The following is a 16,509-nucleotide window of genomic DNA, read 5'->3' on the forward strand; positions in this document are numbered from 1 at the left end:
CGCACGATCTGACATGGATGTTCCTCAACCCCCGATTCCCTCACCGCTGCCGGGGCTGGTGTCGGAGGGTGGTGGCACAGTGTCCGAGACTGATCGATATGAGGTGGAGACGATGGGTGACTTCTTTGAGCGGATTGTCGACGTTGAGGTGACCGGCGAGGAGGCCGGGCCGCTCGCGGAGCGGATGGTCGCCTGGATGGTCACAGAGGGCCTGATCACGCGTGAGCTGTCCAGCGACGGGGTGTACAGCTTGACCGTGGACGAGGGCCATGTGCCAGGTCCCAACTGGACGCGGGCCGTTGCCGACTCATCGGACCCGGACTGGCTGCCGGGCCCGGTGGCCGTCATCGTCGGGCGCGACTACCACGTCGGCGGTCAGGGAGCGGACGATGCGGAGTACGCCGTCTGCCCGCAGTGCGAAACCAAGACCGTGATCATCAACTATCCCGAGGAGTTCGAGGCGGACGAGGAGGTCTGGCAGCCCTTCAAGGACGGTATCGCCACCTGGAAGGAAACGGGTGAGGGGAGTGCCCCCTGCCCCACCTGCGGTGCCTCGGCCTCGGTCACCGAGTGGCAGTGGGAGTCCAATTTCGCGGTGGGCGCCCTCGCCTTCGACTTCTGGGGCTGGCCGCCACTCTCCGCCAGCTTCTGCGCGACGTTCAGCCAGCAGCTGGGGCACCGCACTGTGGAGCATATGGGCAAGTTCTGACGGGAACCCTCACACCTCAGCGCGGGAAATACACGCAACGTGAGCCACGTTTTCGCAGGTCAAGGAATTCCGTCGGTAGCCCGGTGTAGTGATGACGCCCGTGCTGTGGCGGGCGTACCATTCGCCAACTGAAGCACTGAAAATCGCCAACTGCGGTGCTCAGAACAGCGATCAGGCGGTGGGATTGCCGAGGTAGAGGCCGCAGGCGCAGTCCAGCGCTTCCTCAGGGGGGCCGGCCGGCGAGCCGCTGGGCAGGATGTTGTACAGCGGCGCGCTCCACCTTGATGCCCTGAACCACGCCCGCTCCACAGTGTGTGGGCCGAAGGCGGACGGGATGAAAGCCGGGGTGAGTGGTGGGCTGAGGAACGTCAGCAGAGAGCGGCATTTCTTTGGGGGAGTCGACGCATATCACCCCGTGAGCGAGAGCCAAGCTCAGATGGTCCTCAAGACGTTCCGCTTTTGGTTCCGCAAGCATGGAGGCCGTGCCATGGTCATCTCCACGCGGGAACACGATCGTGTATCTGCGGGGCTACTGCCACCAGTCAGCGAAGGAGACGCACGTGTTTGCAGCAATGCCGCTGGAGGCCAAGATCGCCACAGCAGTCGTGATCATTGCCGTTGTGGGGCTCGCCGCAGCTGCGGTCCGGTGGTTCAGGGCACACGAGCGGTAGGCCGAGGACACTCGACAGCGGCCACGCCTGGACCGCTCCAAGATCGGGCCCCAGATCGGGCTATTGCGGGCAGGCGAGGAGCCAGCCCGATTCGCGGCCAGAGCAAGGGGCCATGATCTCTCGTCCCATGGCAGCTCCAGCCCAAAGCCGCTACACCGACCTCAGCGGGTCACGCGCCGACATGGCTGCTACTAGCCCAGAAGCGGCCTGGAGCCCTCATTCGCGCGGGTCAGGTAAGAGATCGCGGCGGAACGATCGGTGATTCCAAGCTGAGGGCTTGGATGTCAGAGCCAGGTGCGAACCTCCGCCGTCCAAGGGAGACCGGAAGGGGATGAGATCTGGTGGGGGCTTCGGGGTGGGACTACTACGTGCCGTACCAGGAAGACCTGAACGCTGCGCTTCAGCAGCTGCGGCGTGAGGTCTTCGAAACAGGGGACTACTACTGGGTCAACGGTGGCGACTGGCGACCGGAGGAGGAGCGAGAACCTCGACCGCAGACGCTGGAGGAACTGTGGGAGGACGAGTTGGTGCAGGAGGCCGGCACACACTCGATCCTCGACATCTTCCGTGTGCTGGGGCCTGACGACACCCCGGACTACAACACCGTGGAACCCGTAACGGCCGAGGAAGCACGCGAGTTGCTGGGGACGGAGAAGCTGACCCGTGCCCACGTCAAGGACTTCGACGTCTTCCCCCGGTCGCGATGGGTCGGACGATGTGCGGTGCTGCAAGACGACGAGGGCAAGCCCCAAGAGATCCACTTCTGGGGCCACTCCGGTGACTGAATCATCAGTTCAGCGCACCAGGACTGACATCCACACGTGACATCAACGAGGACGTACGCCAGCGCACCCGAGCGCCCAACGGTGACGAGCACGAGCCCATGCGCAGCCCTCGTGAGCGGCCGAGGAACGAACTCCTAAGGCGGGTGTCGACCGGGGGACTGTGCCCGCGCGGGGAAATCACTTCACGCTGGCGGTACGGGCAGGGCATGTGTACGTGCCGTACGTGCCCGCCGCATGCCCGTAGGGAGGGCACGTCGCGGGGAACAGCGGGGGGTCACGGCGACGGCACCGCGGGGCCTGTCCCCGACCGAGTGATGGACACTTCGCTGCGGCTTTGTCGGAGTCCAGACCCCCTACGAACGACTGAAGCAGAAGACGACCCAGGCGTAAGCGATCAATGTCAGTCGCACAGGCCCGGTGCCGGTCGTCACGTTGTCCGTGCTCGCAGGGCTGGTCATCATCGGCGGGATCGGTGCAGTGGCCGTGGGGCTCAGCGATATGCCCCCGCCGCGGACGCTGCCGGTGACGGAGGCGTCGCCCAGCGGGGGGCCCGCGAAGACTGATCCCAAGGAGGAGCCGGCCGCGGAGGAGACGGATGCCGAGGCGGATGTGAAGCTCTCCGGGTGCACGGTGGATCCGTTGACGACGTGGCCGTCCGTGGATGTGGAGATCGTGAACGGTTCCGAGGAGGCGGCGACCTATGTCGTGAACGTGGTGTTCGTGGACGGGGACGGTACGCGCGTCGCGGACGGGCTCGCTGTGTCCGGTGATCTCGCTTCGGGACAGCGCGCCAAGCAGAAGGCGCAGGGGCTCGGCAAGTCTCCCGTGGGTACGAAGTGCAAGGTGACAAAGGTGACGCGGTACCCGTCGGGCGGGTGAGGACGCGGGTCGCCTCGTCGTGCCGGCGGAGCCGCGACAGTTTTTTATGGGCAGGTGAGACCCTGTTCCGGCCTCCCGGTCGTGACCGATCGGGGGGCTGTTTTCATGACTGGCGCCACGTCGACGCCGTCACTCGTACGGACGCGTCCGGGTGGTCGCGCGGGCGGGTGCCACGCAGGGTCGGATTCGTTCAGTTGTTCCGCTCCGGTCAAGGAGACTCCCATGGCACAGTCTGTTCCCGCCCCCGGCTCCCGCCGCACCTCCGACCCTCTGGGGGAGAATCCCTGGGCGGCGGGGGGAGTCATGTTCGCCGGTGTTCTGCTGATGGTGGACGGCGTCATGGGGATCATCAAGGGGATCTCCGGTATCGCGTCCGACGATGTCTACGCGCGCATCAGCAATTACACCTTCAAGTTCGATGTGACGGGCTGGGGCTGGATCCACCTCGTGCTCGGCGTGATTCTCGTGCTCGTCGGCTGGAGCGTTCTCAAGGGTGCCGGCTGGGCCAGGGCGACGGGTGTCGTGCTGGCTGCGCTCAACATGATCGCCAACTTCATGTGGCTGCCCTACCAGCCGATCTGGGCGATCATCTCCATCGCGATCGACGGGTTCGTGATCTGGGCCCTGTGCACCGCCCCTTCGAAGGCGGTCATCTAGTGGCGGCGGGGACGGCGGGGACGGCCGGGACGGCGGGGGCGGCGCGTGCGACGGCGGCAGAGGAGGCCTGGATCCGGGGCTGTCCGCTGCTGCGGTGCTCACCGTGAGCGGCCGTGGCAGGGAAGGCGTGCAGGTGATGGGTGAACCGAACGGGCAGGGGGAAGACCTGGTCGCTCTTGCCGCCGAGGCGTACGTGTACGGGTATCCGCTGGTCGTCGACCTGTCGACGGTCGAGAGATCGATGCAGGAGGGCTTCGGCCCGCTGGCGCCGACCCCGTTCAACCACTTCGCGCACGCGGGGCCATGGGCCGGCCCCGATGTGCATGCCGTCTCCGCCGACAACGACACCGCTCATTCGATCGCTCAGCTGGACCTGTCCGGAGGGCCGATCCGGCTGCATGTCCCGGACACCGACGGGGCTTACTACGTGCTGCAGTTCGTGGACGCCTGGACCAACAACTTCGCCTACGTGGGGCGTCGGGCCACCGGCACGGGCGCGGGTGACTGGCTCATCGTGCCGCCGGGCTGGTCGGGCAGGGAGCCCAGCGGGCTGCGCGGGGTGATCGATGCGCCGACCCCCGTCGTCTCTGTCGTCGGGCGCAATGTCTGCGACGGTCCGGACGACATGACGCGGGTGCGGGCGCTCCAGGAGCAGTACACGCTCACGTATCTCGAACCCGGCACGCACCGGACGGGGCTGCCGGCGCCCGACCCCGACGTACCGGCGGAGCTGCGGTTCTTCGAGCAGCTCAGGGTGTGGATGGCCGACTTTCCACCGGCCGCCGACGACTGTGCGTACCAGGACCGGTTCCAGCCGCTGGGGCTGCTGGAGGAGGGGCCCTCGCCGTACGTCTGCGCCGGTTCCGCGCTCGTACGCGCACTCACCGAGGGGATGGCGCAGGGCAGGGAGCGGGTCGAGGCGGCCGCCCGGCCGAGCACGGTGACGGGCGGGGGATGGGAGATGGATCCGCATCTCTTCGACTACAACCTCGACCACTTCGGGGTGGGGACGATCGACTCCCCGGAGTGGAAGATCGCCAACCGGGAGGCGTCCTACCTGGTCAGAGCGGTGGCGGCGCGCGTGGCTCTGTGGGGGAGCCACGGGTACGAGGCGGTGTGCGCCCACACCTCCCACGACGCCGACGGCAATCCGCTGAGCGGTGCGCACTCCTATGTGATGCGCTTCGACCAGCCGCCGCCGGTGGAAGCGTTCTGGACCGTGACCATGTACGACGCGCCGGACCACCACCCCGTCGCCCACCCGGCGGGCCGGCACTCGCTCGGGGACCGCAGCCCCGGGCTGGTGCGCGGGGCCGACGGGTCGCTGACGGTCCACATCAGCAAGGAGCCGCCCACGGACCCTGCCGCAGCGGCGAACTGGCTGCCCGCGCCCGACGGGGAGTTCCGGCCCGTGCTCAGGTTCTGCATGCCGGGGCGCGCGATCATCGACGGCAGCTATGAGCTCCCCGCCATCGAACTGAGCTGACCCGGGTGTCCCGGCCCGTTGTCAGTGGGGCGGTCCACACTGGAGTCATGTGCCGCAGCATCAAGACCCTTCGCCCGCCCGCCATCCCCGAGGAGGCCACTGAGGAGGACATCCGGGCGGCCGCCCTGCAGTTCGTGCGCAAGGTGTCCGGCTTCCGGGCTCCGGCCGCGCACAACCAGGAGGTGTTCGACCGGGCCGTGGACGAGATTGCCGCAGCGACCGCCAGACTGATGGACGGTCTTGAGGTGCGGGGGGCGGCTGTCAGGACGCCGTAGAAGCCGAAGCGGGTGCTGGAGCGGAAGCCGTCGCGGCGACCGCTCCGGGGCGGCGCATGAGGTACGCGGCGAGGGCGCCTGCCACGAACAGGGCCAGGACCGAGACCGCCGTGCCCAGCCATGTCGTGCCCAGCCACTGGCCGCCGAAGTAGCCGAGGCCCACGCTGTAGCCCGCCCAGGCCACACCGGCCAGCGCCGACCAGGGCAGGAACTCCTTCACCCTGCGGTGCGCGGCGCCCGCGCCCAGGGAGACGACCGAGCGGCCGGCCGGGGCGAAGCGGGCGATGACGACGAGGATGCCGCCGCCGCGGCTCAGAGCCGCGCCGAGACTTTCCTGCGCCGTGGTGAGGCGACGGGAGCGGGCAATCGCCCGGTCCAGGCGGTCGCCGCCGCGCCAGGCCAGCCGGTACGCGACGAGGTCGCCGAGCACCGAGGCGGTGGCCGCGCTCAGGATCAGGGCGAGGAGCGACGGCACCTGGGGGACCTCTCCGGGGCTGCCTGCCGTGCCCACGACCGTGGTCGAGCCAGCGGCGGCGGCTGTCGCAGCGGTGATCACCAGGACCCCGCTGGGGAGGACGGGCAGGAAGACGTCCAGGAGCACCGAGAGGGCGACCACGGCATAGATCCATGGACTGCCGGTCAGCGCACCCACACTCTCAAGCACCTTCTACTCCCCGATTCGTTTCAACGCCGCGACGTCGCAGGGGAGCGGCAGGAGCGGCAGGGCCGGCTGTACAGCGTACGCCTGCCGTTTACCTGAACATCATCAATGTGCGGAGGATGTTGTGTACCTCACGCGTCACGTCTGCACCGTGGGGGAGTGGTGCCCGGCCCTTGCCTACGCGTCGGTGGTCAGTTTCTGGTCCAGTACCGTCTCCAGCTGCGCACCAGCACTGTTCTCTTTGGCCTGAACCAATGTCAGCGCAGCTTTCCGGCCACGCAGGGTGAGGGTCATCAACTGATTGCCGAACCACGGTCCGCCGGTCTTTTGCCACTGGATCGGTGACGGACCCGTCCGTCCGTGCCGCGCCAGTGCTCGCCCCAGCTGTCGTCCCGCCCGGCTCCAGCCGAAACGGAATCCCGCCTTGAGTGCACCGGGTATCGAGTTGTGCACGGGAGAGCAGGTCAGCTGCAGGATGCGCGCCCCGGGCGCACCTCCCGGCGCGTCGGCCGGCCATGAGGGCTCCGCGATGTACGCGTGGTGCACATCGCCCGACAGCACGCACACCGTCGCCGGAGCGTCCGGGCCGCTCCCCGCCTCCCGGATCAGATCGGTCAGCCGGCGGAACGAGGCGGGGAACGCCGCCCAATGTTCCAGGTCGGAGCGTCGGCGCAGATTCTCGCCGAACCGTGCCCAGCGCCCGTCGGGCCCACCGCGCTCGCCGCGGCACAGCGCAGCGTCCCACTCCTCCGCGTCATGGACGAGCGGCGGAAGCAGCCACGGCAACGACGTACCGATCAGGAGGTGGTCGTACGAGCCGGGGTCGGCGAGCGCCTCCTCGCGCACCCAGCGCGCCTCCTCGGCGTCGAGCATCGACCGCCGCTCCTCGTCGAGAACGCGAGCCGCGCGGGTGTCCACCATCAGCAGCCGTACTCGGCCGAAAACACGCCGGTAGCTCCACCGTGTACCGGCGGGTTCGGCGTTCGCCTCGGCGGCGAAGCGGCGCAGTGGCTCCGTGCCGTCCGGGACGGCACGCACCTCGGCATAGAGCGGGTCCGCGGCCAGGGCGGTGGGGGAGAGATTGCCGAGGTGCTGGTAGACCCAGTACGAGGCCAGCCCGCTGACGATCCGCTCGTGCCACCAGGGGGTCGCCCGGGCAGCGGCGAGCCAGGCGGCGCTGGTGTTCCAGTCGTCCACGACGTCGTGATCGTCGAAGATCATGCAGCTGGGGACGGTCGAGAGCAGCCAGCGCACCTCGGGGTCGCGCCAGGACTCGTCGTAGAGGCAGGTGTACTCCTCGTAGTCCGCGACCTCGGCGCCCGGCGGTTCGTTCAGGTCCCGGCGTGCGGCGAGGCGGCGGCGGGTCGCCTTCGACGTCTCGTCGGCGTACACCTGGTCGCCGAGCAGGAGCAGTACGTCGGGGCGTACGGCACCGGGGTCGGCGGCGAGCCGGGCGGCGAGGGCGTCCAGGGCGTCGGGGCCGGCGGTGTCGGGCTCGCCGGAGGGGGGAGCCGCCCAGCGGCAGGACCCGAAGGAGATCCGGACGGGCCGGTCCCCGGTGTCATCGGCCGATGACGGCGGCGTGGTGATCGTGCTCGCGGGGAAGCCAGAGTCCTCGAGCGGCCAGACCCGGCGGCCGCCGAGCAACACCTCGTACGCGGTGGTCGAGTCCGGGGTCAGACCGGTCACCACCACCAGCGCGTAGTGGTGACCGGCGATCGCGAACGTCCGGGACGAGCCGGACGCGCCGTCCGCGCACCGGACTTCGGCCGTGGTGGGCCGGTCGGCCTCCACCCAGACGGTCGCGGTGGAGCCCGTCTCCCAGTCGACGTATCGCAGCAGTGGTCCCAGGCGCAGCCCGGCCATGAGGTGCCCTCCTCGCGTCGTCCCGCACGGACGCGGCTCGTCACGTACGGACGGGCCCGTACCGTACGGGCGGGCCCGTACGGTACGGGCGGCTCCGTACCGTACGGAACGACGGGGAGGGGTCGGGCGGTTCCGGGGTTGTGAGCTGCTGTCGGTTTGCTGCATTGAAGTGAGTTGTGGTGTGCGGGAGTGAGTTCTGTTGGTGGGTTGGTGAGGGTGGGAACGGGGGTTCCGGGGTCGAATGGATGACCTTGGCGGCTGTTGCTCGTTGGGCTGGGTGGCAGGTGTCCGGCCTGGGTGGGGGTGGTGTGGTGGGTGGTTTGCGGAAGTTGGCCGCATCCTTCGTGGTGCCGGGGCCTTGCGGGGTGGCGGTCCGGGATCGTCTCAAGCACCTCATTCCCGAGGACGAGAGGGTGCTGCGCGCGGTTGGTGAGCATCAGGGTGCGCTTGCTTCCCGTGATCTCAAGGCCCGTTGTGCGGACGGACACGATCACAGCGCCGATACGTGGGCGGCACGCAAGCGGGAGCTGACCGGGGTGTCGTCGTCGCGGATCGCGGGTGCGATCACGAAGGCCACGCATGATCAGTGGGCACTCGCCCGCCGTTGCCAGGCAGCGCACATCCGGAAACTGGAAGCCGGGATCAAGACGCTGCGGCACCGCTTGTCCCTGCCGATCGGGGAGCCCGGAACGAAGCGGGCCGCGGGTGGCTACCGGTCGAAGAACGAGTGGTTCCGCAAGTCCCGTCGCCTCGCGGCACTGGAGGCGCGGCACGCGGCTGCCGTCTCCGAGTGGCAGGCCGGACAGGTGCGGGTGGTGCGGGGCGGCAGGCGTCTCCTCAACACCCGTCACCACCTCACCCAGGCCCGGCTCACTGAAGAGCAGTGGCGGGATCGGTGGGAGGCGGGGCGCTGGTTTCTTGCCGCTGATGGTGAGTCGGGGAAGCGGTTCGGGAACGAGACGATCCGCGTCACCCCGGACGGCGAGGTCAGCATCAAACTGCCTGCCCCGCTCGCGCACCTGGCCAACGCCAGGCACGGCCGGTACACCCTCACCGTCCGTATCGCGTTCGCGCACCGGGGTGCGGAGTGGGCCGACCGCATCGAAGCGAACCGGGCCGTCGCCTACCGCATCCACCTCGATACGGGGCGCGGACGCTGGTATCTCACCGCCTCCTGGCAGCGCCCCGTCGTCCGGACCATCCCGTTGGAGACCGCCCGTGCCCGGGGCATGATCGGCGTCGACACCAACGCCGACCACTTCGCCGCCTACCACCTCGACCGGCACGGCAACCCCATCGGAGACCCGCACCACTTCCCCTACGACCTGACCGGAACCGCCGATCACCGCGACGCACAGATCCGCCACGCCCTGACCCGGTTGATCAACTGGGCCAGGCGTGTCGGGGTCGCCGCGATCGGCATCGAAGACCTCGACTTCACCGCCGAGAAGACCCGCGAGAAGCACGGCCGCCAGAAGCGGTTCCGGCAGCTCATCTCCGGCATGCCGACCGGGAAACTCAAGGCCCGGCTGGTGTCGATGGCCGCCGAACACGGCCTGAGCATTGTCGCGGTCGACCCCGCCTACACCAGCATGTGGGGTGCCCAGCACTGGCAGAAACCGCTGACCACCCCACACCGCACAATGTCCCGTCACGATGCCGCGGGCATCGCGATCGGACGCCGCGCCCTCGGACACCCGGTCCGGGATGGGGTATCCCCTGCTCGAACGGAGTTGAGAGCTTGGGGAAGGACGGCACCGCCCCCGCACGACCGGAGTGATCGTGCGAGGCATCGGACCGTCCAGGCCGGACCGGACTCCGGGGGCGTGAGGGAACCCGCCCGCCCGCGACGGACCACGCCCCCGGAGGCGTGCCGCCGAGTGGGAAGCGAAAGCGGGAACCCAGTGCATCCAACACCGTTCGGGATGCGCCCAGTACGCAACAGTGGGTCCAAGACTCACTCACGCACACTGGCTAGGAACGGTCAGCAGCCGTTCAGGACCGACTGGAGCGCACTCTTCTCCGCGGAGTCGACGGTCAGGTTGTAGTAGTGCTTCACATGCACCCAGGCGCGCACGTAGGTGCACCGGTACGCGGTACGCGACGGCAGCCACTCCGCCGGGTCCTGGTCGCCCTTGGACTGGTTGACGTTGTCCGTGACCGCGATGAGCTGCGGACGCGTCAGATCGTTTGCGTACGCCTGGCGTTGGGCGGTGGTCCAGCTGCTCGCGCCGGAGCGCCAGGCCTCGGCGAGCGGGACCATGTGGTCGATGTCCAGGTCGGAGGCCGCGGTCCAGGTGGCCCCGTCGTACTCCGAGTACCAACTGCCGCTGACGGCAGCGCAGGCGGAGTCCTGGGTCACGTTCGTGCCGTCGCGCTTCAGCGCGACCTCGCGGGTGTTGCAGGTGCCCGACTGGGTGATCCAGTGCGGGAACTTGTCCCGGCTGTAGCCGGTCGACGAGCCTTCCGCCGACACCGTCAGCTGGCTCAGATAGGTGCGGGCGGTGGAGGCGCTGACCGGGGTGGGCATGGCCGCCTGGGCGGTGGGTGCGGTGAGCAGCCCCGTGGTTGCGGCAAGTGCGGCGGATGCGACGATCACACCTATGCGACGCGCGTAGATAGCTGACATGCGAACTCCCTTGATGTGGGGGGACCTTGGACGGGCGACCTGTGGAGCCCGGCCATCGTGACGGCGCCAGGTTTCTGTGGGGTGGGCGCCAGGTAACAGGGTGGCGACATGGGCACGTCACATCAAGGGCTGGGGCGGACCGGTCTGCGGTGCGAGGGCGTACGGGAGGAAATGTGCGGGGGTACGCGGATGTTCGCGGCCCATGGGGCGTTTGAGCCGTACGCGAGGCATGTGCGGATGCGGGGCCGACATGTCGACAGGTCGTGAATGCCGGGGCAGCCCGGTCGGTCCTATGGTTGCCGCGTGCTGCTTCCGGTCAACCTCACGCTCGGCATCGTCCTCGCCGTGCTGCTCGCGGCGGCCGCCGCCGTCGCCGCCTGGGCCTCGCTCGGCCGGTCGCGCGAGATCGTCCTCGCAGGGCTGCGCGCCGCGGTCCAACTCGCCGCCGTCTCCGTGCTCATCGGCTGGGTGGTCCGCTCGCTGCCGCCGCTGCTCTGCTTCGTGGCGCTGATGTACGCCGTGGCGGTACGGACCGCCGGACGTCGGATCACCAGGAACCGCACCTGGTGGTGGGCGGCTGTGCCGATCGCCGCGGGGGTCGCACCGGTGGTCGCCCTGCTGCTGCTCACCGGGCTCCTGCCGGTCCGGGGCATCGCGCTGATCCCGGTGACGGGCATTCTCATCGGGGGTGCGCTCACCGCGACCGTACTCGGCGGACGGCGGGCGCTGGACGAACTGACCACGCGGCGCGGGGAGGTGGAGGCGGGAATGGCGCTCGGGCTGCTCGACCGTGATGCCCGGCTGGAGATCGCCCGGCCCGCAGCGTCGGACGCGCTGCTGCCGGGGCTGGACCAGACGCGGACGGTGGGGCTCGTCACGCTGCCCGGGGCGTTCGTGGGCATGCTGCTGGGCGGCGCCTCACCGGTTCAGGCGGGGGCCGTGCAACTGTTCGTACTGGTGGCGCTGATGGCCGTACAGGCGGTGGCTGTTGCCACGGTGCTGGAACTGGTGGCGCGGGGGCGGTTGCACCGCGACTGAACCCCGGGGAGGTTTTCCCGGGTCAGAGGGCGCGGATGTGCAGACGGATCGAGCCGTCTGCCGACGCCTCCACCCGGATCTGCGTCAGATCCCCGACGTGCGCATCCGGCGCCAGTGCCGCGGCGCGCGGGCCCACGCCCACGACGCGCATCCCGGCCGCCCGGCCTGCCGCGATACCCGCCTCCGAGTCCTCGAAGACGATGCAGTCGGCCGGGGCGAAGCCCAGTTCGGCCGCACCCTTGAGGAAGCCCTCGGGGTCGGGCTTGCTGGCGCCGACGCATTCCGCCGTGACGCGGGTGCTCGGCATCCGCAGTCCGGCCGCCGTCATCCGGGCCTGGGCGAGCGCCTCGTCGGCCGAGGTCACCAGGGCGTGCGGGAGCGTGGCGATCGCGTCCATGAAGGCCGGGGCGCCGCCGATCGGGACCACGCCGTCGGTGTCGGCGGTCTCCTCGGCGAGCATGACCCGGTTGTCGGCGTAGTTCTGCTCCATCGGCCGGTCGGGCAGGAGCACTGCCATGGTGGCGTACCCCTGCCGCCCGTGGACCACCTTGAGTGCGGCCTCGGGGTCCAGCCCTTCCCGCAGCGCCCAGCGCCGCCAGCAGCGCTCCACCACCGCGTCGGAGTTCACGAGTGTGCCGTCCATGTCGAGCAGGAGGGCACGTGCGGTGAGGACGGTGGCCGGCATCGGCGGGCTCCAGGGCGCGGGGGGAGGAGGGCAGCGTGGGGTGAGGAGAACAAGCGGTCCCGCCCGCCGGTCAGGGGGTGCGGGCGAGGACCACTTTGTTCCATCACGATACAAAAACCTGCCCGGGAAAGCGAATCCCTTTCCGAATACGGGAGGAGAGGGCCGGCTCCCCGGAGCCGGCCGCCTCCTCAGGACTGGCCGCGGCCCGTCGTCTCCGCCTCCAGTGCGCTCCGGGTGCTCGGGCCGTAGACGCCCGGCAGGTCGCCCTCGATGGACTTGTACGACTGGTAGACGCGTACGGCGCTCTCGACCCGGTCCGTGTAGTTGCCGTTGTCGGGTCCCTGGTAGAGCCACACCTCCTGCAGCCGCCGTTGCAGCTCGGCCACCGCGGGGCCGTGGTCGCCGCGCTGCAGCGTGCCGCCGTCCGGTTTCCCGAGCGACGGGGCCGTCGAGGTCCCGGCGGACTGCGAGACCGTCGCCGATGCCGACGGGACGGGCGGGCGCGAAGAGGCAGCGGATGCGGAGGGGGAGAGCGAGGTGCTCGCCGACGCGGAGGCGGATGCGGACGGCGATGCCGAAGCCGACGGGGAGGAGGACGCGGAGGCGGACGCGGACGCCGACGGCGATGCGTCCGGTGAAAGGGGCGCATCGGGGACGCTCGACACCCGGGCACTCGGGAGCGCCCGGTCGTGCTCGGAGTCCCCGTTCCCGTCCCCGCCGAACAGACCGCCGGCGAACGCCGCGGTGCCCACCACGCCGATCACGGCCGCGCCGACCGCGAGCACCGCGAAGGGCCGTCGGCGGCGTGGCTGCACCGGGTCCACCAGGCCCACCAGGTCCACGTCCATCGCGTCCGTACGCGGATCATCCGCCCCGGCACTCTCCTGCGACAGAGGCGACAGAGGCGACAGAGGCGACAGAGGCGACAGAGGCGACAGAGGCGGCGGAGGCGGCGGATCTACCGGCGCCGCCCGGTCGAGGAAGAGCGGCATCGTCATGGCGGCGTCCCCCGGGGCGGCGTCCGCGGGCGCCTCGTCGCCCCCCAGCGTCACGTACGGCCGGATCCGCAGGGGATCGAAGTCCTCCGCCGCCGCGGTCTCCGCCCGCTTGGCCGCACGCCGTGCCGCGCGCTCCGCGCACCCGCACCGGGGCCCCGCGGCGGGTCTGCCGTGCGGTCCCCCGTCCCATGCATCCGTCGCTCTGTCGTCCGTGCCGCATTCCGGGCAGACATGTCCGGTCATTGTGGCTCCCTCCCCTTGAACTGCCTGCGATTATGCAGTCCGCCGCGGTTATGCCCCAACAGGCCATAACCGTCCACAACGGCCAGGATGGGATGTAGCGGAACCGAGGAGATGTTCATGGCCCACCAGCTGAACCCCCCGGCCCTGGCCCCTGGCGAGGGCCGTTCCCAGCGGACGGTCCTGGTCGCCATCGGCGCCCTGCTCCTCGGCATGCTGCTTGCCGCACTCGACCAGACCATCGTCTCCACCGCCCTGCCGACCATCGTCAGCGAACTCGGCGGCCTGGAGCATCTGTCCTGGGTGGTCACCGCCTATCTGCTCGCGTCGACCGCCGCGACCCCGCTCTGGGGCAAGCTCGGCGACCAGTACGGCCGCAAGAAGCTCTTCCAGATCGCCATCGTCATCTTTCTCATCGGCTCCGCGCTCTGCGGCATGGCCCAGAACATGCCGCAACTGATCGCCTTCCGTGGTCTCCAGGGCCTCGGCGGCGGCGGCCTGATGGTGCTCTCGATGGCGATCGTCGGTGACATCGTCGCCCCGCGCGAACGCGGAAAGTACCAGGGGCTGTTCGGCGCGGTCTTCGGTATGACGAGCATTCTCGGACCGCTGCTCGGCGGCCTCTTCACCGAACACCTCAGCTGGCGCTGGGTGTTCTACATCAACCTGCCGATCGGCGTCGTGGCCCTGCTCGTCATCGCCGCCGTGCTGCACATCCCGGTCCGTCAGGCCAAGCACACCATCGACTACCTGGGCACCTTCCTCATCGCCTCCGTCGCCACCTGCCTGGTTCTCGTCGCCTCGCTGGGCGGATCGACCTGGGCCTGGGGCTCGGCGCAGATCATCGGACTCGCCGTCGTCAGCGTGGTGCTGCTGATCGCCTTCGTGTACGTCGAGCGGCGCGCCGCCGAACCCGTACTGCCGCTGAAGCTGTTCCGGATCCGGACCTTCAGCCTCGTCGCCGTGATCAGCTTCGTCATCGGATTCGCGATGTTCGGAGCGATGACGTATCTGCCGACGTTCCTGCAGGTCGTGCACAACATCTCGCCGACCCTGTCCGGTGTGCACATGCTGCCGATGGTGCTCGGTCTTCTCCTCACCTCGACCGTGTCCGGTCAGATCGTCAGCCGTACGGGCCGGTGGAAGGTCTTCCCGATCCTCGGTACCGGCATCACCGCGATCGGCCTGCAGCTCCTGCACCGGCTCACGGAGTACAGCAGCACCTGGCAGATGAGCGCCTACTTCTTCGTCTTCGGTGCCGGGCTCGGTCTGGTGATGCAGGTCCTCGTGCTGGTCGTGCAGAACGCCGTCACGTACGAGGACCTCGGCGTCGCGACCTCCGGGGCCACGTTCTTCCGCTCCATCGGTGCCTCGTTCGGTGTCGCCGTCTTCGGCACGATCTTCACCAACCGGCTCACCGGCAAACTCGGCACGGCCCTCTCGGGCGTCACGCTGCCACCGGGCATCGATGCCGGGCGACTGGCCGCCGACCCGCGCGCCATCCCCCAACTGCCGCCCGCGCTGCGGGCCCCGGTGATCCACGCGTACTCGACCTCGATCACCGACGTCTTCCTGTACGCAGCGCCCGTCGTCCTGGTCGCCTTCGTCTTCGCCTGGTTCCTCAAGGAGGACAGGCTGCGCGGCTCGGTGACGGCTCCCGACAGCACCGAGACCCTGGCCTCGAACCCGGTCGAGCGTTCCTCGTACGACGAATGCGCACGGGCCCTGTCGGTGCTCGCCACCCGGGAGGGGCGCCGCGACATCTATGTGAGGATCACCGAGCGTGCGGGGTACGACCTGCTGCCCGCGGCCGGCTGGATGCTGCTGCGCATCAAGCGGCACGGCACCGTCGAACCCGCGCTGCTCGCCGACGCCACCCCTGTACCGGTGCGCGTGATCAGCGATGCGGCGCGACAGCTGGAGGAGCGCGGTCTGGCCCGGCGCGAAGGGGTGCAGCTGGTGCTCACCGACCGCGGTTCGGAGGCCGTGGTGAAGCTGGCGGACGCGCGCGAGGAGTTGCTGGCCGAGCTGTTGGGCGACTGGTGGGGGCCGGAGCGGCCGACCGACCTGGTCGGACTTGTCGCGGAGCTGACCGCCGAGACGACCGGATCGAGCAGGGAACAGCCGCGCTGTCCGGAGCCGAGGCGGGACCACGCACTCTGACCCGGGCCCGGTGGATCCCCCGGCCGGACCCCGGCCCGGCGACAGCTCCCGGTCACAGCGCCCGGGTCACAGCTCCTTGGCGAACCAGTGCTCCGCGAACTGCCGCCGATGGAACGCGGGCACCTCCCGGTAGCCGTGCTTGGCGTACAGCCCGCGCGCCTCCACCAGGTCGTTGCGGGTGTCCAGCCGGATCTGCCGTACGCCGAAGGCGCGCGCCGCACTCTCGACGGCCGCCAGCAGCAACCCGCCGCCGCCCGTGCCGCGGAACTCGGGGCGCACGAACACGCGGGTGAGCTCCGCGGTGTCCGCGTCCACCACGAGCAGCCCGGCACAGGACGCGGGCTTTCCGTCGAATCTGCCGACCACGAACGCGCCGGTCGGCCCCGTGAGCAGGTCGGCGCCGTCGCCGGAGAGTCCCTCGTCGATCTCCTCCGCGGTCGCGGGCCGCTGCCAGTAGCGGCTGGCGACCTCGTCGTAGTAGTCACGGCGCAGGGTGCTCGCGTCGGGAGAGTCGAAGCGTTCGGGGGTCACGGTCCACGTCATGTGCGCCATTGTGACCTGAGCATGACCGGGGAGCCGAACGATTTCGAGGGAGGGCGACGGTGCAGGACGAGCAGGGGAGCGACCGCCCGATCAGTTGATCAGGGGGACAGACGTCGGAGCGAACGGTCCGATTCCGGCCACTGTGTCCGGGTCCGACCATGCTCTCTTGTGTTCTCTCGGACAAAAGCGGGAGGACAGTCAGGCGAAGAGAGGGTTGATTGTGT

Annotated in this window: 14 protein-coding genes and 1 pseudogene; 9 read left to right on the forward strand and 6 right to left on the reverse strand. The window is 69.6% G+C overall.

The features are described 5' to 3' along the window. Positions 1 to 112: 112 nt before the first annotated feature. The 6 genes from ACWD6R_RS06000 (at position 113) to ACWD6R_RS06025 (ending at position 5,462) form a co-directional block, all read left to right on the forward strand. Entirely contained in the window at positions 113 to 709 is a 597-nt protein-coding gene (locus ACWD6R_RS06000; protein WP_451817608.1) for a hypothetical protein, read from the forward strand. Positions 710 to 1,721: 1,012 nt separating this feature from the next. Beyond that, entirely contained in the window at positions 1,722 to 2,165 is a 444-nt protein-coding gene (locus tag ACWD6R_RS06005) for a hypothetical protein (protein WP_451817609.1), read from the forward strand. Positions 2,166 to 2,597: 432 nt separating this feature from the next. Continuing rightward, entirely contained in the window at positions 2,598 to 3,044 is a 447-nt protein-coding gene (locus ACWD6R_RS06010; protein WP_451817610.1) for a hypothetical protein, read from the forward strand. A gap of 222 nt (positions 3,045 to 3,266) precedes the next feature. Next, positions 3,267 to 3,701: a DUF7144 family membrane protein gene (locus ACWD6R_RS06015; RefSeq protein ID WP_451817611.1), complete on the forward strand. Its 435-nt coding sequence runs from the start codon at positions 3,267 to 3,269 to the stop codon at positions 3,699 to 3,701. Positions 3,702 to 3,837: 136 nt separating this feature from the next. Beyond that, positions 3,838 to 5,187, forward strand: a complete 1,350-nt coding sequence (locus tag ACWD6R_RS06020; RefSeq protein WP_451817612.1) for a DUF1254 domain-containing protein — start codon at positions 3,838 to 3,840, stop codon at positions 5,185 to 5,187. A gap of 47 nt (positions 5,188 to 5,234) precedes the next feature. Continuing rightward, a complete protein-coding gene (locus ACWD6R_RS06025; RefSeq protein WP_266986097.1) occupies positions 5,235 to 5,462 on the forward strand; it encodes a DUF2277 domain-containing protein in 228 nt (75 codons plus the stop codon). On the opposite strand, the gene ACWD6R_RS06030 is transcribed toward ACWD6R_RS06025, so the two are convergent. Further along, entirely contained in the window at positions 5,449 to 6,126 is a 678-nt protein-coding gene (locus ACWD6R_RS06030; RefSeq protein WP_451817613.1) for a DedA family protein, read from the reverse strand. The two genes, ACWD6R_RS06025 and ACWD6R_RS06030, sit on opposite strands and share 14 nt — an antisense overlap. A 174-nt stretch (positions 6,127 to 6,300) precedes the next feature. Next, positions 6,301 to 7,989: an alkaline phosphatase D family protein gene (locus ACWD6R_RS06035; RefSeq protein WP_451817614.1), complete on the reverse strand. Its 1,689-nt coding sequence runs from the start codon at positions 7,987 to 7,989 to the stop codon at positions 6,301 to 6,303. Between the two features lie 311 nt (positions 7,990 to 8,300). Here ACWD6R_RS06035 and ACWD6R_RS06040 point away from each other — a divergent pair. Beyond that, positions 8,301 to 9,967: pseudogene (locus ACWD6R_RS06040) on the forward strand (IS200/IS605 family accessory protein TnpB-related protein). A 6-nt stretch (positions 9,968 to 9,973) separates the two neighbouring features. On the opposite strand, the gene ACWD6R_RS06045 reads toward ACWD6R_RS06040, so the two are convergent. Further along, positions 9,974 to 10,618 carry an HNH endonuclease family protein gene (locus tag ACWD6R_RS06045; protein ID WP_451817615.1) on the reverse strand — a complete coding sequence of 215 codons (645 nt, stop codon included), beginning with the start codon at positions 10,616 to 10,618 and terminating at the stop codon, positions 9,974 to 9,976. Between the two features lie 303 nt (positions 10,619 to 10,921). On the opposite strand from ACWD6R_RS06045, the gene ACWD6R_RS06050 reads away from it, so the two are divergent. Continuing rightward, the gene (locus ACWD6R_RS06050) at positions 10,922 to 11,656 is read left to right on the forward strand and encodes an ABC transporter permease (RefSeq protein ID WP_451817616.1); all 735 of its coding nucleotides are present in this window, start codon (positions 10,922 to 10,924) and stop codon (positions 11,654 to 11,656) included. 22 nt (positions 11,657 to 11,678) lie between these two features. Here the strand turns inward: ACWD6R_RS06050 and ACWD6R_RS06055 are convergent, their stop codons facing one another. Both ACWD6R_RS06055 and ACWD6R_RS06060 read right to left on the reverse strand, forming a co-directional pair. Continuing rightward, positions 11,679 to 12,341, reverse strand: coding sequence for an HAD-IA family hydrolase (locus ACWD6R_RS06055; protein ID WP_451817617.1), 663 nt, complete (start codon positions 12,339 to 12,341; stop codon positions 11,679 to 11,681). A gap of 188 nt (positions 12,342 to 12,529) precedes the next feature. Next, a complete protein-coding gene (locus tag ACWD6R_RS06060) occupies positions 12,530 to 13,582 on the reverse strand; it encodes a peptidoglycan-binding domain-containing protein (RefSeq protein WP_451817618.1) in 1,053 nt (350 codons plus the stop codon). Positions 13,583 to 13,699: 117 nt separating this feature from the next. Between ACWD6R_RS06060 and ACWD6R_RS06065 the strand changes: the two genes are divergently transcribed. Beyond that, the gene (locus ACWD6R_RS06065; RefSeq protein ID WP_451817619.1) at positions 13,700 to 15,742 is read left to right on the forward strand and encodes an MFS transporter; all 2,043 of its coding nucleotides are present in this window, start codon (positions 13,700 to 13,702) and stop codon (positions 15,740 to 15,742) included. A 66-nt stretch (positions 15,743 to 15,808) separates the two neighbouring features. Here ACWD6R_RS06065 and ACWD6R_RS06070 read toward each other — a convergent pair whose 3' ends face one another. Then, complete coding sequence (locus tag ACWD6R_RS06070) at positions 15,809 to 16,285, reverse strand: GNAT family N-acetyltransferase (protein ID WP_451817620.1); 477 nt, start codon at positions 16,283 to 16,285, stop codon at positions 15,809 to 15,811. Positions 16,286 to 16,509: the final 224 nt, after the last annotated feature.

Source organism: Streptomyces sp. NPDC005151 (assembly GCF_053599875.1).

Coding starts and splice junctions, on each gene's coding strand:
- ACWD6R_RS06000 (WP_451817608.1), top strand. CDS start 113: ATGGGTGACTTCTTTGAGCGGATTGTCGACGTTGAGGTGACCGGCGAG.
- ACWD6R_RS06015 (WP_451817611.1), top strand. CDS start 3,267: ATGGCACAGTCTGTTCCCGCCCCCGGCTCCCGCCGCACCTCCGACCCT.
- ACWD6R_RS06020 (WP_451817612.1), top strand. CDS start 3,838: ATGGGTGAACCGAACGGGCAGGGGGAAGACCTGGTCGCTCTTGCCGCC.
- ACWD6R_RS06025 (WP_266986097.1), top strand. CDS start 5,235: ATGTGCCGCAGCATCAAGACCCTTCGCCCGCCCGCCATCCCCGAGGAG.
- ACWD6R_RS06035 (WP_451817614.1), bottom strand. CDS start 7,989: ATGGCCGGGCTGCGCCTGGGACCACTGCTGCGATACGTCGACTGGGAG.
- ACWD6R_RS06045 (WP_451817615.1), bottom strand. CDS start 10,618: ATGTCAGCTATCTACGCGCGTCGCATAGGTGTGATCGTCGCATCCGCC.
- ACWD6R_RS06055 (WP_451817617.1), bottom strand. CDS start 12,341: ATGCCGGCCACCGTCCTCACCGCACGTGCCCTCCTGCTCGACATGGAC.
- ACWD6R_RS06060 (WP_451817618.1), bottom strand. CDS start 13,582: ATGACCGGACATGTCTGCCCGGAATGCGGCACGGACGACAGAGCGACG.
- ACWD6R_RS06065 (WP_451817619.1), top strand. CDS start 13,700: ATGGCCCACCAGCTGAACCCCCCGGCCCTGGCCCCTGGCGAGGGCCGT.
- ACWD6R_RS06070 (WP_451817620.1), bottom strand. CDS start 16,285: ATGACGTGGACCGTGACCCCCGAACGCTTCGACTCTCCCGACGCGAGC.